Annotated in this window: 18 protein-coding genes; 3 read left to right on the top strand and 15 right to left on the bottom strand. The window is 67.8% G+C overall.

The features are described from left to right. The first annotated feature begins 86 nt into the window (after positions 1–86). Together ACIA49_RS29425 and ACIA49_RS29420 are read left to right on the top strand one after the other, a co-directional pair. Complete coding sequence (locus ACIA49_RS29425; protein WP_396380798.1) at positions 87–947, top strand: bifunctional methylenetetrahydrofolate dehydrogenase/methenyltetrahydrofolate cyclohydrolase; 861 nt, start codon at positions 87–89, stop codon at positions 945–947. Between the two features lie 7 nt (positions 948–954). Next, complete coding sequence (locus ACIA49_RS29420) at positions 955–1227, top strand: DUF3017 domain-containing protein (protein WP_396380797.1); 273 nt, start codon at positions 955–957, stop codon at positions 1225–1227. Positions 1228–1491: 264 nt separating this feature from the next. Here ACIA49_RS29420 and ACIA49_RS29415 read toward each other — a convergent pair whose 3' ends face one another. From ACIA49_RS29415 to ACIA49_RS29355, 13 genes are all read right to left on the bottom strand, one after another. Next, positions 1492–1734 (bottom strand): hypothetical protein, encoded by a 243-nt coding sequence (locus tag ACIA49_RS29415; RefSeq protein ID WP_396380796.1) that lies wholly within the window; start codon positions 1732–1734, stop codon positions 1492–1494. A 193-nt stretch (positions 1735–1927) separates the two neighbouring features. Continuing rightward, the gene (locus ACIA49_RS29410) at positions 1928–2782 is read right to left on the bottom strand and encodes a helix-turn-helix domain-containing protein (protein WP_396380795.1); all 855 of its coding nucleotides are present in this window, start codon (positions 2780–2782) and stop codon (positions 1928–1930) included. A gap of 18 nt (positions 2783–2800) precedes the next feature. Next, on the bottom strand, positions 2801–3313 hold the full coding sequence (locus tag ACIA49_RS29405; protein WP_396380794.1) for a DUF6879 family protein: 513 nt from the start codon (positions 3311–3313) through the stop codon (positions 2801–2803). Further along, positions 3303–3542, bottom strand: a complete 240-nt coding sequence (locus tag ACIA49_RS29400) for a hypothetical protein (RefSeq protein WP_396380792.1) — start codon at positions 3540–3542, stop codon at positions 3303–3305. Before ACIA49_RS29400 ends, ACIA49_RS29405 begins: the two co-directional genes overlap by 11 nt. 411 nt (positions 3543–3953) lie before the next feature. Further along, entirely contained in the window at positions 3954–4391 is a 438-nt protein-coding gene (locus ACIA49_RS29395) for an SRPBCC family protein (protein ID WP_396380791.1), read from the bottom strand. Between the two features lie 51 nt (positions 4392–4442). Then, complete coding sequence (locus ACIA49_RS29390; protein ID WP_396380789.1) at positions 4443–4757, bottom strand: chorismate mutase; 315 nt, start codon at positions 4755–4757, stop codon at positions 4443–4445. Between the two features lie 43 nt (positions 4758–4800). Then, positions 4801–5136, bottom strand: coding sequence for a hypothetical protein (locus tag ACIA49_RS29385; protein WP_396380788.1), 336 nt, complete (start codon positions 5134–5136; stop codon positions 4801–4803). A 109-nt stretch (positions 5137–5245) separates the two neighbouring features. After that, positions 5246–5713 carry an HIT family protein gene (locus ACIA49_RS29380; protein ID WP_396380787.1) on the bottom strand — a complete coding sequence of 156 codons (468 nt, stop codon included), beginning with the start codon at positions 5711–5713 and terminating at the stop codon, positions 5246–5248. Next, entirely contained in the window at positions 5703–6065 is a 363-nt protein-coding gene (locus tag ACIA49_RS29375) for an RNHCP domain-containing protein (RefSeq protein WP_396380785.1), read from the bottom strand. The genes ACIA49_RS29380 and ACIA49_RS29375 overlap by 11 nt, the downstream gene beginning before the upstream one ends. Positions 6066–6548: 483 nt before the next feature. Further along, the gene (locus ACIA49_RS29370; protein ID WP_396380784.1) at positions 6549–6938 is read right to left on the bottom strand and encodes a hypothetical protein; all 390 of its coding nucleotides are present in this window, start codon (positions 6936–6938) and stop codon (positions 6549–6551) included. Positions 6939–7339: 401 nt separating this feature from the next. Beyond that, positions 7340–8899: a bifunctional phosphoribosylaminoimidazolecarboxamide formyltransferase/IMP cyclohydrolase gene (gene purH, locus ACIA49_RS29365; protein ID WP_396380782.1), complete on the bottom strand. Its 1560-nt coding sequence runs from the start codon at positions 8897–8899 to the stop codon at positions 7340–7342. Next, positions 8896–9528: a phosphoribosylglycinamide formyltransferase gene (gene purN, locus ACIA49_RS29360; RefSeq protein ID WP_391543543.1), complete on the bottom strand. Its 633-nt coding sequence runs from the start codon at positions 9526–9528 to the stop codon at positions 8896–8898. Before purN ends, purH begins: the two co-directional genes overlap by 4 nt. A 10-nt stretch (positions 9529–9538) precedes the next feature. Next, positions 9539–10789, bottom strand: a complete 1251-nt coding sequence (locus ACIA49_RS29355) for a DUF6350 family protein (protein ID WP_396380781.1) — start codon at positions 10787–10789, stop codon at positions 9539–9541. A 175-nt stretch (positions 10790–10964) separates the two neighbouring features. Here ACIA49_RS29355 and ACIA49_RS29350 point away from each other — a divergent pair, with 175 nt between their 5' ends. Continuing rightward, entirely contained in the window at positions 10965–12302 is a 1338-nt protein-coding gene (locus ACIA49_RS29350; protein ID WP_396380779.1) for a hypothetical protein, read from the top strand. Positions 12303–12357: 55 nt separating this feature from the next. Here the strand turns inward: ACIA49_RS29350 and sucD are convergent, their stop codons facing one another. Together sucD and sucC are read right to left on the bottom strand one after the other, a co-directional pair. Continuing rightward, the gene (sucD, locus tag ACIA49_RS29345; protein ID WP_396380777.1) at positions 12358–13248 is read right to left on the bottom strand and encodes a succinate--CoA ligase subunit alpha; all 891 of its coding nucleotides are present in this window, start codon (positions 13246–13248) and stop codon (positions 12358–12360) included. Positions 13249–13260: 12 nt separating this feature from the next. Continuing rightward, a complete protein-coding gene (sucC, locus tag ACIA49_RS29340) occupies positions 13261–14436 on the bottom strand; it encodes an ADP-forming succinate--CoA ligase subunit beta (RefSeq protein WP_396380776.1) in 1176 nt (391 codons plus the stop codon). Positions 14437–14469: the final 33 nt, after the last annotated feature.

Below are 14469 nucleotides of genomic sequence, written 5' to 3'. Positions count from 1 at the left end.
TAGATAGTTCAAGAATAAACTATCTAGCCGAACCACGGCAAGGGCGGGCGGTATTCCCGAACCGCCCCATGGCAGACTCTTGCCTCGTGACCGCGCAGATTCTGGATGGCAAGGCAACGGCGGCAGCGATCAAGGACGAGCTCAAGGTCCGGGTCGCGAAGCTGGCGGAGCAGGGTGTGGTTCCCGGCCTGGGCACGATCCTGGTCGGCGACGACCCGGGCAGCCGGGCCTACGTCGCCGGCAAGCACCGCGACTGCGCGGCCGTCGGCATCGCCTCGATCCAGGTCGAGCTGCCCGAGACGACCACCCAGGAAGAGATCGCGGCCGAGGTCAAGAAGCTCAACGAGGACCCGGCCTGTACCGGGTTCATCGTCCAGCTCCCGCTGCCCAAGCACGTCGACACCAACACCATCCTCGGCCTGATCGACCCCCTGAAGGACGCCGACGGCCTACACCCGGTCAGCCTCGGCAAGCTCGTCCTCGGCCAGGACGGCCCGCTCCCCTGCACCCCCAAGGGCTGCGTCGAACTGCTCCGCCGGTACGACGTACCGATCGCCGGCGCCCACGTGGTCGTCATCGGCCGCGGCGTCACCGCCGGCCGCCCGATGGGCCTGCTCTTCACCCGTCGCTCCGAGAACGCCACCGTCACCCAGTGCCACACCGGCACCACCGACCTGGCCGCCGTCGTCCGCACCGCCGACATCGTGATCGCCGCCGCCGGCTCGGCCGGCCTGGTCACCGCCGACATGATCAAGCCCGGCGCCGTCCTCCTCGACGTCGGCACCAGCCGCTCCGCCGAAGGCAAGATCGTCGGCGACATCGCCCTCGAGGCCCGCGAAGCCGCCGCCTGGATCGCCCCCATGCCCGGCGGCATCGGCCCGATGACCCGCGCCATGCTCCTCACCAACGTCGTCGAGGCCGCCGAGTCCGCCCCGAAGCGAGCGTGACGTGCTGATGGCGGGCGAGGCCCAGCGCCGTACCACCGAATGGCCCCTGGCCCTCTCCCTCCTGGTAGGCGCCACCGGCCTGGTCATCCTCACCTTCTACAACTGGCGCAACGGCGTCCTCACCTTCGCCGCCGCCCCCGGCGTAGCCGCCCTCCTCCGAGCCACCCTCTCCGACCGCGCCGCCGGCCTCCTCCACGTCCGCGGCCGCATGTTCGACACCGCCTTCCTCTTCCTAGCCGCCATAGCCATCGCCACCCTCGGCCTCATAGTCCCCAACTGAGCCCTTTCCCCCGCACGCTACGCAGCCGCTCCTCCGTCGCGTCAGCTACGCGCGCCCCCGCCCACCCCCAACTCTCTTCCGGGCTACTGCCCGGGCCCAGTGCGCTACCGCGCACCCCAACGGGCTTCCGCCCGCCTCCCCCGCGCCTCCGGCGCTCCCACCCACCCCTGTTGCGCGCCTATCGCGCAATCGAGCACATACCGGCGACCCGTGATCCGCACTCCACTGCGGAGTTGCTCAACCCATCGGGCATCACAGCAGCGATCAGCGGATTGGTGACCTGGCCCGGAGCGCCGACCGTGAAGGCTGTGGCGTCTCGGTGATCCAGTCCGGCTTCGCCAGGTCGCCATCGTCGAGCCATTCGTCGCCCGCCTCGTCGCGATGAGGTCCTCGATGGTGACCGAGGAGGCAGAATTCGTCCGTGCGCGGGTTCCGCCCGTCGCACGCAACCTCGCGGGCGGACTTCAGCCGCGGCCACGCACCAAGCAGCGGCTCTGTCGACGCCATCCTCAACGACCTTTCCCGGACACCGCGAACCGTTCGACCGGATCGCGCTTGTGGATCGGCCTGGGCGACGGGGCAGGGGAGCCACACACCGCCCGGTGCGTGCTCGAGGGCTCACCCGCCACCCAGACCGTGGCACCACGCTATGAGCGGTGACGGCGACTCGACCACAAGTTTGCACGAGCTTGCACGCTAGCTAGTCCAAGGCGTCGATGGCTGCCGTGATCAGCCGCCGGGCCGGCGCGCCGTACACGGCCTGCTCGCTGAGTCGGCCGAATGCCGACGCGTACATCGCGATCTCGCTCGGCTGGGTGATGGTGAGGAAGCCGGAGATCAGCTCGACGTTGACCACCTGGTCGTCGAAGATCCAGAAGTCCTCGACTGGCCAGATCGAGTTGCGTGGGATGCCCATCGGAATGATGCCGAGCGAGACCGACGGTAGGTCGCCAACGGCGATCAGGTGGCCGAGCTGGGCCGCCATGATCTCACTGTCGCCGATGACGGTCCGAAGGACCGACTCCTCGAGAAGCACGGCGAACCGGTGATCGCCCTCGTGCAGCAGGCGGAGCCGGTCGGCCCGCACCTTGACGGCCTCTTCGACGTCGTCGGGCAGACCACGTCGCTCCATGAACGACCGCAGGACGGCACGCGTGTAGCTGACAGTCTGGACAGCTCCGGGAACGATCCAGGGTGAATAGGTGCGAAAGTTGCGCGTACGTTCCCACAGCGGCAGGACCGATTGCTGGGCGCGCTTCAGGCCGGTGCGCTCCATCCGGCGCCATTCGACGAACATCCCCTCGATCGCTTCCATCGACGCGATGAGGTCGCTGATCTGATCAGCAGCATCGCAGTGCGTCGCCCAGGCGCGGATGTCGTCGGCGGACGGCGACGTCTTACCGTTCTCGATCCGCGAGACCTTCGCTTCGTGCCAGTCGCACAGGCGGGCAAGGGCCCGTCCCGTCAGCCCGGCGTTACGCCGAAGCTCACCGAGACGGACCCCCAGATCACGCTTGGCCTTCTGAGCGCTCGAGAAGGCGGGTGGAGATGGCAAAGCCGCGCGCCTCTCTGATCAGCCTGGTCGGTACTCCGCGTGCGGGATCGCACGTTCCCAGACCGAATCAAACGCGGTCGCGCAGAGCTTTGCCAACTCAGGGTCGTCGACGCGCTCCTCACCCACCCAGGATCCGTTGCCGTCGAAGTGGTTCCAGACAACGATCTGCTCGTCGAAGACCCAGTAGTCGGTCGGCGGCACCGTCAGACCGGCCGACAGCCGACGAGGCAACCACCTCACCAGTTCGCCGGCCGCGACGTTGTGGGCGGCGGTGACGTCGTACTCGAACTGGATGTATTCGCTGATCGGCTCGGAGACGATGCGAGCGCGCTGAATCTCGATGCCACGTCCGGTGGTCTCCCGCATCAGGTCGAACCAGTCGCTCCACCGCTCGGCCGGATCGAACCGGCCACCGGCGCGCCATTCGTTCCAGTCCGGATCTTCGGGGGTGTAGCTGTCCCGGCTCTCCAGGTGCATCGCTCTGCGTTCAGCAGCACGGAACAGTTGGTAGGTCGTTGGCTCAGCGGTCACCGATCGCATCCTTCAGGATCGGCACCATCCGGGCCGGGAGCCGCAGTACGGTCTCGTGATCGGGGATCGTCTCCCACTTCGGACCGGTCGCCTTGATGCCGTCCATGGTTGCCTCGTCATCGATCTTGAGGCCTTGGATGATGAGGTCGCCGTCGGCCTCGTCGACCCAGATCGTCGGTGAGCCGGTGTTCGGAGTATTGGGGTCCACACCGATGTATCGCAGCGCCATGATCGTCCTCCATCGTGAGGGTTTGCAGACCTTTGCAGCATAGATCCAAGCCCCTCTAGGCTGTCCACACGGACGGCGCGCCGAGTGGGCGGAGGACACCACGGAGAAGTCCTACACGCACGAAGAAATGGTCGCGAAGTACTACAGCACCCCGGAGCACGAGGCGAGACTTGCCGCCTATCGGGCCGAGGCACTGGCCGAGATCTGGGGTTATCAGCTCGCCGAGGTGCGGCGGCGGCACGCCTGACTCAGTCGGACCTCGCCGGGCAGCTGCACATCACGCAGACTGCGGTTTCCAAGATCGAGCGTGGGAGTTGGCTCGGTCTGAGCTGAGCACTATTCGCAAGTGCGTCGAGGCGCTTGGTGGGCGGCTTGAGGTTGTGGCGAGTTTTGGGGACGAGCGGCTCGTGCTCAGCTGACGGGCTCGAGGCGCGCTTTCAGGCGGGCCATGTTGTGCTGCATCTCCTTGCGGGACTGCGGTCGCACCAGGAGCGGGACTAGGACCTTGCCGATGCCGTGACCCTCGAAGTCGAGGGTGATGGTGAGGCGGGATTGGCTGGCGGTGAGGGGTTCTACGGCTACGTCGACGGTGGCTCTGATCGGGCCGTCGAGGCCGTGGACCGCCCAGGCCGTGGGAGGGTTGTACTTGGTGACCTCGGAGGTGACCTGGCGCTCGCGTCCGCCGATGCGGCGGGTGGTGCTGCAGATGGCGCCGACGCTCGTCTCGTGGTCCATGCTGCCGCCGAGGACGTTGGCCTGCCACTCGGGGAAGTGGGTGGGGTCGGTTACGTAGCCGAACACCTCGGCTGCCGGTGCGTCGACCTCGATCTGGTTCACGATGGCTGTCATCGCCTGACTCCTTCCGTTGTCACAGTGACGAACGAACCGCTCCGGAATCGACTACTTGCCCTCCGCGATGCGTTCGTGGTGGTGGATGACCTCGGCGATGATGAAGTTAAGGAACTTCTCCGCGAAGACCGGGTCGAGGCCGGCGTCGACTGCCAGGGAGCGAAGGCGGGTGATCTGCCGCTCTTCGCGGGCCTTGTCAGCCGGCGGCAGGCTGCTGCGCGCTTTGAGCTCACCCACCTGCTGCGTGCACTTGAACCGCTCGGCGAGCAGGTGCACGAGGGCGGCGTCGATGTTGTCGATCGTGCCGCGCAGGCGGGTGAGCTCAGTCGCGGGGTCCGTATCAGTCACACCCCTACTCTGCCGCATCGCTCCCGACGGGGCGCTGATCCAGCCCCGGTACGTCGGATCCTCAGACCGGGCAGTAGACCCAGTAGCTGCCGATCTTGGTGATGTCGGTCCGACCCCAAAGAACTCCAAGTGTCCAGTCACCCTGGCGTCCGGTCACATTGATCTTCTGACCGTCTCCCACGGTGCCCAACACGGCATTGCTCAGGCTAAAGAAGTAGATACGCTGCCCGTGCGAGACGATGGTGCAGGCCTCGGATGCGGGCGCCGCCGGTGTGGCAGCCTCTCCGGTGAGTGGGGTCGCATTGGCGAGTCCTGCCGGCAAAAGCGCGACGGAGGCCAGTGTGGCCGTAGCAACGACGGCGCGCGTAAGGGTTCGGGAAGGCTTCGGTTTGAACACAGGGCTCCTCGGTTGTTGGCGATAACAGACGAAAGCATCGTCGCCTCGTCGGAGCGCACCAATCCTTTCCAGCGCTGTGCAATGGAGCGTTCGGCGAGGACCGAAAGCATCACTCCGTCACGTTGCGAAAGCGTTCAGCTGCTCGCGTGCAGAACTGCTCGACCTCGCTACGGTCGAGTTCGTTGCCTGATCGCAGCATCAGCGCCTGGAGTTGCTCCGACCGCTCCCCGCCGTACTGGGCGACGACCGCGCTGGTCACCGGCTGCACGACGATGTGCAGGTGCTTACGACCGTTGTCGCCGTGGGCCCACGAACTCACATAGGTCTGCTCGGGTTTGAGGATGGCTTCCACGACTTGCGCCGTACGGCGAAGTAGCGGGCCGAGCTCATTTGCCGCCTCAATCGTCAACTCTGCAACGGCAATCACGTGATCGCGCGGGCTGAGAACCAGGGTGCCGAGGTTCATCGGGCCGACCACGTGGTTGACCACCCACGAGTCCGTCTGATGAAGGATGCCACCCGGAACCGGCAGGCGGCAGGAGACGACGTCGCAGCCCAGACAACCTTCAACGTCCACGGGGGCTCCAGCCAGGTAGGAGGGTGAGGATCTGGTCGAGGTTATCGGGTTGGTGGGGGTCTTGGGCTACTCGGTTGCGGCGACGGAAACCGCAGTACAGGCATTGATGGACGAGCATGTAGCCCTTGGCGGGATGGTGCTCGAGCGCGATGGGGCGCATGCGAGCGCCACAAGGGTTTGCGCGGTCTCCCGGGGTGATGTCCACGTGCAGGGAGTACAGGCATTCGGGGCAGTGGTTGCGGTAGCTACCGTTGGCCAGGGGGCTGACCGCGATACCGCACTGGGCACAGGTGAACCCGGTGTTCTCGGTGGATCTGCTGATGGTGCTGCTCCTCGCGAGTCGAAAGTGCATGACTCGGAGGTGCAGGGTTCCGTTGGTTCTTCTCCTTGTGGGCAAGGAGTCTCAGGCTCGAACTGGGGAGGGACGCGATTCACCGCCTGCCTCTGGGGCGAGCGATTACTTCCGGTTCCTGCTTCATCAGGGCGTCTTCCATCCCTGAATCCGGACCACTGCCGGGGTTGTGTGTTTGTCCCGGCCACTGTCACGCAGGTTCCCCCACGTGCCACCGGTAGGTGTCGTCCAGTCTCACTGACGTCGGCGTCGTCCCCTGTCAGGCAGCGTCAGCCGCAGTACGGCGCATGTCACCTCCCGGGAGCTCTCGTACGGAGCTTCAACGTAGGAGGCAGTCCGTCGGAGGTCAACGGAGTTAATGGCGCCCGCGGACCTGCATCACCCACCAACCCGCTCCTGAGCCGTCCGGGAACGGCGTGGTGAGCGTGAGGCCTGGAGTCGGCGCAGAGTTGGTGGGTGACGGCGGTCCGCCGCCGGCCTCGGCTACGGGACGTAGATGAGACCGGGTTGGATGCGGAAGCCGGCTTCAGGGTCCTCGAAGACCGTGGCGTGCAGGACGAGGTCGCTGCGGCCTTCCTCGGCGGTCCAGAGGTCGATGAGACAGTCCCAGCGGTTGTCGTGCCGCCAGCTCGCGACTGAGGTGTCCCAGGATGCTGCCGGCAGTGGGATGAGGGTGACGGGACCATACTCCGCGACGTTCTCGCGGCAGGCGGTCGAGTCGTCTTCGGACAAAGGCTCGACGTTGTCGATGCCTTCACCTACGCGAGCGTCTCCGCGGATGAGGGACTCGACGATCGCGACCAGAGTCCCCCGCCAGATGTGCGGGATCGGAGTCTCGTCCTCGACCTTCAGCGGGACTACTTCGTCGCCCATGCGAGCAGGCTACTGCGCCCGTACTGGGCCTGAGGTGCGGACCAGTACGACGTTGAGCCCGGTTCAGCCACACGTCGGGCGAAAACGCGGTTGAGGGGTGCTCAAGGTGAGCTCGCGCTAGCACCTTGAGCACGGTTCGACCACGTCGGCGGCTGTCAGCCGGTTGGTGGGTGCTCAAGGTGGTTGACCGACGGCCACGACCGGGAGGCGGGCCGGGCGGCCGCCTGCGGACCCGCCTCGAGGCAGCCCGCGGCTTGGGGTGGCTGCGGCGGTGGGGGCCGACCGGGCATTTGAAGGGATCTCCCTTCACCTGGCCCCTTCTCCCCTCGAATTTCGAGCAGAGAAGGGGCAACCTGAGGGGTTATCCCCTCAAATTGCCCCCACTGAGGTGCTGCGGCGTACTAGTGGAAGAAGTGGCGGGTGTTGGTGAAGTACATGGTGAGGCCGGCCTTGGTGGCGGCTTCGATGGCGGCGTCGTCGCGGATGGAACCACCGGGCTGTACGACGGCCTTCACGCCACCCTCGATGAGGACCTCGAGGCCGTCGGGGAAGGGGAAGAAGGCGTCGGAGGCGGCGACTGAGCCGACCGCGCGGTCACCGGCTCGGGAGACGGCGAGGCGGCAGGAGTCGACGCGGTTGACCTGGCCCATGCCGACGCCGACCGAGGCGCCGTCGGCGGCCAGGAGGATGGCGTTGGACTTGACGGCGCGGCAGGCCTTCCAGGCGAAGGCCAGGTCGGCGAGCAGCTCGGGAGAGGCGGCCTCGCCGGCGGCAAGGGTCCAGGCGGCCGGGTCGTCGCCGGGAGCCTGGAAGCGGTCGGCGTGCTGCAGGAGCAGGCCGCCGCTGATCGGGCGCATCTCGACCGTCTCGAAGCCGGAGACTGCGGGGGCGACGAGGAGGCGGATGTTCTTCTTGGCCTGGAGGACCTCGACAGCGCCGTCCTCGAAGGCCGGAGCGACCAGGACCTCGGTGAAGATCTCGGCGACCTGCTTGGCGAGTTCGACGGTGACCGGGCGGTTGGTGGCGATGACGCCGCCGTACGCCGAGACCGGGTCGCACTCGTGGGCGCGGCGGTGGGCCTCGGCGATGTCGGCGCCGATCGCGATGCCACACGGGTTGGCGTGCTTGATGATGGCGACGGCCGGCTCGGCGAAGTCATACGCCGTACGGCGGGCCGCGTCGGAGTCGACGTAGTTGTTGTACGACATCTCCTTGCCGTGCAACTGCTCGGCGGCAGCGAGACCACCTCGGCCGTTCACGTACAGAGCGGCCGGCTGGTGCGGGTTCTCGCCGTACCGGAGCACTGCCTTCTTGTCCCACGCGGCGCCGACCCACGACGGGAAGCCGGAGCCCTCGCTGGAGTCGGTGAGGACGCTGCCCATCCAGGACGCGACCGCGACGTCGTACTCGGCGGTGTGGATGAAGGCCGCAGCGGCGAGCTTCTTGCGCTCCTCGAGCGAGAAGCCGCCCTCGTCCAGCACGCTGTAGATCAGGTCGTACTGCGCGGGGGACGTCACGATCGCGACGCTCGGGTGGTTCTTCGCGGCGGCGCGGACCATCGACGGACCGCCGATGTCGATCTGCTCGACGCACTCGTCGGGCGACGCACCGGAGGCGACCGTCTCGGTGAACGGGTACAGGTTGCTGACGACCAGGTCGAAGGGCTCGACCCGCATCTCCTTCAGCTGCTCGATGTGCTCCGGCTTGCGCAGGTCGGCCAGGATGCCGGCGTGCACCATCGGGTGCAGCGTCTTGACCCGCCCGTCGAGGCACTCCGGGAACCCGGTCAGCTCCTCGACCTTGGTCACCGGCACTCCGGTGGCGGCGATGCGAGCGGCGGTGGAACCGGTCGACACCAGCTGGACACCGGCCGTGTGTAGCGCGGCAGCGAGCTCCTCCAGACCGGTCTTGTCGTAGACGCTGATCAGCGCCCGGCGAATCGGCCTGCGGTCGGTGCTCACTTCAGTCGAACCTTTCGTCCGGTGATGGTCCAGCCCTGACGGACGAGGCGGCCGACCCACTCGACCAGCTGGCGGCGTTCGACCTCCTTGATCCGCTCGGTGAGGGTTTCCTCGGTGTCGTCGTCCTCGACCGGTACGACGACCTGCCCGATGATCGGGCCGGTGTCGACGCCGCCGTCGACGAAGAACAGGGTGGCGCCGGCGACCTTGACGCCGTACGCGAGCGCGTCCCGCGGCCCGTGGATCCCGGGGAACGCGGGCAGCAGCGCGTTGTGGGTGTTGATGTAGCGGTCGCCGAACGCGGCCAGGAAGTCGTCCCCGACCAGCTTCAGGAATCCGGCCGACACGACCAGGTCAGGCTTGTACTGCGCCACCGACGCGGTCAGCGCCTTGTCCCAGTCGGCCCGCTCGGCGTGGTCCTTGACCTTGTGCACGAACGTCGGCACTCCGGCGGCCTCAGCGCGCTCCAGCCCGACGGTGCCGTCGCGGTCAGCGCCGACGGCCACTACCTGAGCGCCGTACGCCGGGTCAGCGGAGGCGTCCAGCAGAGCCTGCAGGTTCGACCCGGAGCCCGAGACGAGCACGACGAGCCGAGCGGGCTCAGGGGTGGGGGCAACCGGGTCTGTCACGCCGGGAAGCCTATCGCTCGGGTTCAGGCTCCGGTTCAGCCGGTCTGCGGGCAGCCACCACGGCCGCGGTGATCGCGGCGCCGATAGCCATCCCAGCTGTCAGTACGCCGGCCGCCGGCAGCGCAGCCGGGATCCCGACCGCAGCCATCCGCCCCGGCCCGGCAGCACCACCGGACAGCGCCATCAGGATGTAGAAGGCCACTCCGGCGAGCAGTGCCGCGATTGCGCCGCGTAGCGCGAACGCATCCCAGCCGAGCGCGTCTGCGTGCTGCTCCGCACGCCCACGCCGTACGACGACCAGTCCGGCCACCACGCCGGCTCCCAGCGGCACCAGAGCCGTCAATGCGAGCAGGTAGGTCGGAGTGGACCCGTCAGCCGGTACGGCGGCCAGTAGCGGGAGCGCGGGCAGGTTACCGACGTCAACGCCGGTCGGGGCGATCGTCGTCCCGGTGCCGAGCTGGAATCCCGGTCCGGCGAGGAAGGAGACGACGTACAGGATCATGTTCGGCACCAGCATCAGGCAGAGCGCGAACAGCACGATCGACCCGATCACGCCGGCGTCCAGCAGCTCCAGCATCGCGGTGGCGCGGGAGAAGTGGATGGCGAGCAGTACGCCGTACAGGACCGAGGCGACGGCCAGAACGGTCAGTACGGCGGCGGCAGCGGCCGGTACGGCGTCGCGCAGCCCAGGTGGAGTCGCATCCGAGATGTCGTGCGCTGCACCGGACTCGACCAGTACGCCGATCGTTCCGGCGATCAGAGCGAGTGAGGCGGTACCGAGGAACGCGGAGAGCGGTGAGACGTGCAGTGCGCCGTCGCCGGTGAGCAGGGCGACGATCAGACCGCCCAGACCGTAGACACCGGCGTACACACCGGACAGCAGGATCAGATCCTTGGTCTGGTCCGCCGCACTGCTGCGGGCCGCGGACTTGCCGCCGCGGTAGAGGCACCATGCGAAGAACAGGGTCAGCCCGAGCGGTGCGATCGTGATGCTGCCGCTGCCGAGCGTCACACCGGCCTTGTGCGCGACCAGCCAGGCGGAGGCGCCGGCCCGGATCGCTCCGGAGGCACCACCGAAGGTCGCGGCCAACCAGCCGATCACGGCGACCGCCGTACAGGTGAGCAGTCCGGTGAGCAGGCATGCTCCCGCCGAGAGCACCGCGGACACGACCACCGGCTTCGTCGGTACGGCGTCCACAGGGCCGGGCGGAGGGGCAGAATCGCCGCCGGGGGCGCCCGGGCGGCTGAGCATGTCGGTCATCTGACTCCCATCGTCGCTCTGCTACTGGACACCGCTTCGCCAGACACGCCGGATATGGGAGACTTCAGCGCGCTTGCTAACGCTCGGTCCCCGGCCTGGTACCTGGGGGTAGCTGAGTGTGGGCGAACAGGGTCCACCCAGTACTGTCGGGTGGAATCACTCAGGAGGTCGAGCTTTGGCCGGTTCCCACCGCGCACAGCGTGGCGGCGGGCGCGCCGCTGCCCGGGAAGCACGCCGGGAGAAGGCGCGCAAGCGGAACCAGACGATCGCTGCCGGTGTGGCGGTGGTGGTGCTGGTCGGCGGCGGCGGTATCGCCGCGCTCAACGCGTTCGGCGGCGACGACTCGTCCGGCGACCCGAAGAACAGCAAGGGCCCGGGCGACGACAAGCCGACCGACTCCAAGGTGCTCGCCGACGACAGCGGCCTGCTCGACGTGGCCGGCGCGAAGGCGCTCGGCTCGACCGGTACCTGGTCGGTCACCAAGACCGCGGACGGCGCCGGCGCCGAGGACCACGAGTTCGTCTGCCAGTCGCAGCGCTTCGCCGACCCCTCCGGTCTGCGCACCTGGGTGCGCAAGTTCGCCAACGCGAGCACCAAGGACTCGGCGGTCCAGTTCGTCGAGGTGTCGAACGACGCGTCCGCCGCGGAGAAGTCGTACAGCACGATCGTCGGCTGGTTCAGCCAGTGCGCCTCCGAGAAGCGGACCCGGCTGAGCACCAGCTACCTGCTGAGCGGGATGGGTGACAAGGGCTGGATCGCGGTCTACGGGCAGGCGAGTGGCCCCAAGACCCGGTGGCGGTCCGTCTCGGTCACGCTGGCCGGGCAGGCGACGATGGTCGTCGAGCACGACACCAACGGCACCACACCGCCGCAGCCGGACGCCGTCCTGGCCGCATCCGCCGCGGCGCTGCAGAAGATCTGCCCGCAGACCGGTGGCTGCGGCTCCGGGACTCCGGCCGCCAAGATCAGCCTGCTGCCCACCTCCGAGCCGGCCGGCTTCATGGCACCCGCCGAGCTGCCGATCATCGCCGCCGTCGACAAGCCCTGGGTCAGCACGCCGGGCAAGGTCGGCAACACCACCCAGTGCGAGCTGACCGACCCGAAGAAGGCCAAGGCGGCCAAGTTCACCACCCAGACCTACCTGGCGCCCGAGGCCAAGACTCCCACCGAGTTCGGCCTCGACGACACCGTCGCCCGCTTCTCCTCCCCCGGCGCCGCCACCGCCTACGTCAACCTGGTCCGCAAGAACGTCGACGGCTGCCAGAAGCGCGTGGTCACCGCCAAGGTCAGCTCCTCCGGCGTCCTCACCAAGAACGGCATCAAGGGCGAGGCCTGGGAAGCCACCTTCGACACCGGCAGCGGCAAGAAGGCCAAGTACCGGATGGGCATCGCCGCCGTCGAGAACCGCGCCATCTACCTCTACTTCCCCGTCCTCCCCAACCTCGACGTCTCCGACTCCGCCTTCCTCGACACCCTCCGCCGAGCCGCCGAACGCTCCCAGTCCTACAAGTAGGTCGAACGCACGAAGGCCCCGGAAACCATCGGTTTCCGGGGCCCTTGCGTTAGTACTACTTGCTCAGGTTCTGCATGATTTCGCGCATCAGGTTGGCGGTTTCGGTCGGGGTCTTGCCGACCTTGACGCCGACGGCCTCGAGGGCCTCCTTCTTGGCGGCGGCGGTGCCGGAGGAGCCGGAGACGATGGCGCCGGCGTGGCCCATGGTCTTGCCCTCGGGGGCGGTGAAGCCGGCCACGTAGCCGACGACCGGCTTGGTGACGTTCTCCTTGATGAAGGCGGCGGCGCGCTCTTCGGCGTCACCACCGATCTCGCCGATCATCACGATGGCGTCGGTGTCCGGGTCGTCCTGGAACGCCTGCAGGGCGTCGATGTGCGTCGTACCGACGATGGGGTCGCCGCCGATGCCGATGGCGGTGGAGAAGCCGAAGTCGCTCAGCTCGTACATCATCTGGTAGGTCAGCGTGCCCGACTTGGAGACCAGACCGATCCGGCCGGCGCCGGCGATGCTCGCCGGGATGATGCCGGCGTTGGACTCGCCCGGGGTGATGATGCCGGGGCAGTTCGGGCCGATGATCCGGGTGGTGCCGGAGGCCTGCGCGGCGGCGAAGAAGGCGGCGGTGTCGTGCACCGGGACGCCCTCGGTGATCACCACGACCAGCGGTACCTCGGCCGCGACGGCCTCCAGTACGGCGTCCTTGGTGAACTTCGGCGGCACGAAGATGACCGAGACGTTCGCCCCGGTCTCCTTGACGGCGTCCGCGACGGTGCCGAACACGGCGACCGACGTACCGTCGATGTCGACGGTCGTGCCCGCCTTGCGCGGGTTCACGCCACCGACGATGTTCGTGCCCGACGCCAGCATCCGTGTGGTGTGCTTGGTGCCTTCCGAGCCGGTCATGCCCTGGACGATGACCTTGCTGTCCTTGGTCAGGAAGATAGACATTTCAGCGATCCCTTACTTCGCAGCCAGCTCGGCGGCACGCTTGGCGGCGCCGTCCATCGTGTCGACCCGCTCCAGACCGGCGAGGCCTGCCTCGTCGAGAATGCGGCGGCCCTCCTCGGCGTTGTTGCCGTCCAGCCGGACGACCAGCGGCTTGCTGACGGCCTCGCCGCGGGCGGCGAGCAGCTCGAAGGCCTGCACGATGCCGTTCGCGACCGCGTCACAGGCGGTGATGCCGCCGAAGACGTTGACGAAGACGCTCTTCACCTGGGCGTCGGAGATGATGATCTCCAGGCCGTTCGCCATCACCTCGGCGGACGCGCCGCCACCGATGTCGAGGAAGTTGGCCGGCTTGACGCCGCCGAACTCCTCACCGGCGTACGCGACGACGTCGAGGGTCGACATGACCAGACCGGCGCCGTTACCGATGATGCCGACGGAACCGTCGAGCTTCACGTAGTTCAGGCCCTTGGCCTTGGCCGCCGCCTCCAGCGGGTCGGCCGCCGAGGAGTCGACGTAGTCCGCGAACTCCGGGTGCCGGAAGTCGGCGTTCTCGTCCAGGGAGACCTTGCCGTCGAGTGCCTCGACGCGGCCGTCCTTCAGCTTGACCAGCGGGTTGACCTCGACCAGCGTCGCGTCCTCGGCCAGGAAGACCTCGTAGAGCTTGACGATCTCCGGCGCGACCGCGTCGATGATGTCGGCCGGGTAGCCGGCCTCGGTCGCGATCTCGCGGGCCTTGGCCTCGTCGACGCCGGTGGCCGGGTCGATCGAGATCTTGGCGACCGCGTCCGGGTTGGTGTGCGCGACCTCTTCGATCTCCATGCCGCCGGCGGCGGAGGCGATGCAGAGGTAGTTGCGGTTGGCCCGGTCGATCAGGAAGGAGAAGTAGTACTCCTCCGCGATCGCCGCGGCCGGGACGATGTTCAGGATCTTGACGACGTGACCCTTGATGTCCAGGCCAAGGATCTCCCGGGCGCGCTCCTCGGCCTCGTCCGGGTTGGCGGCCAGCTTGACGCCGCCGGCCTTGCCGCGGCCGCCGGTCAGCACCTGGGCCTTCACGACCACCGTGCCGCCGCCGAGCTTCTCAGCCGCCGCGCGGGCTTCCTCGGGCGTGTGGACGACTTCACCCACCGTCGTCCCTACACCATGCTTGGCGAAGACAGTCTTCGCCTGGTACTCCATCAAGTCCACGACTGTGGTCCCTCTCTCGCCTGTTCGAGTCCC

It is taken from the genome of Kribbella sp. NPDC051587 (genome assembly GCF_044453945.1).
Classification (GTDB): Bacteria; Actinomycetota; Actinomycetes; order Propionibacteriales; family Kribbellaceae; genus Kribbella.
Note: the sequence above shows the minus strand (reverse complement) of the source record. Positions and strands in the feature narration are given on the sequence as shown.

Excerpts from the sequence above, each read along its gene's own strand:
- ACIA49_RS29420 (WP_396380797.1), top strand. The coding sequence starts at position 955 with ATGGCGGGCGAGGCCCAGCGCCGTACCACCGAATGGCCCCTGGCCCTC.
- ACIA49_RS29415 (WP_396380796.1), bottom strand. The coding sequence starts at position 1,734 with ATGGCGTCGACAGAGCCGCTGCTTGGTGCGTGGCCGCGGCTGAAGTCC.
- ACIA49_RS29400 (WP_396380792.1), bottom strand. The coding sequence starts at position 3,542 with ATGGCGCTGCGATACATCGGTGTGGACCCCAATACTCCGAACACCGGC.
- ACIA49_RS29395 (WP_396380791.1), bottom strand. The coding sequence starts at position 4,391 with ATGACAGCCATCGTGAACCAGATCGAGGTCGACGCACCGGCAGCCGAG.
- ACIA49_RS29390 (WP_396380789.1), bottom strand. The coding sequence starts at position 4,757 with ATGCGGCAGAGTAGGGGTGTGACTGATACGGACCCCGCGACTGAGCTC.
- ACIA49_RS29375 (WP_396380785.1), bottom strand. The coding sequence starts at position 6,065 with ATGCACTTTCGACTCGCGAGGAGCAGCACCATCAGCAGATCCACCGAG.
- ACIA49_RS29370 (WP_396380784.1), bottom strand. The coding sequence starts at position 6,938 with ATGGGCGACGAAGTAGTCCCGCTGAAGGTCGAGGACGAGACTCCGATC.
- ACIA49_RS29355 (WP_396380781.1), bottom strand. The coding sequence starts at position 10,789 with ATGACCGACATGCTCAGCCGCCCGGGCGCCCCCGGCGGCGATTCTGCC.
- sucD (WP_396380777.1), bottom strand. The coding sequence starts at position 13,248 with ATGTCTATCTTCCTGACCAAGGACAGCAAGGTCATCGTCCAGGGCATG.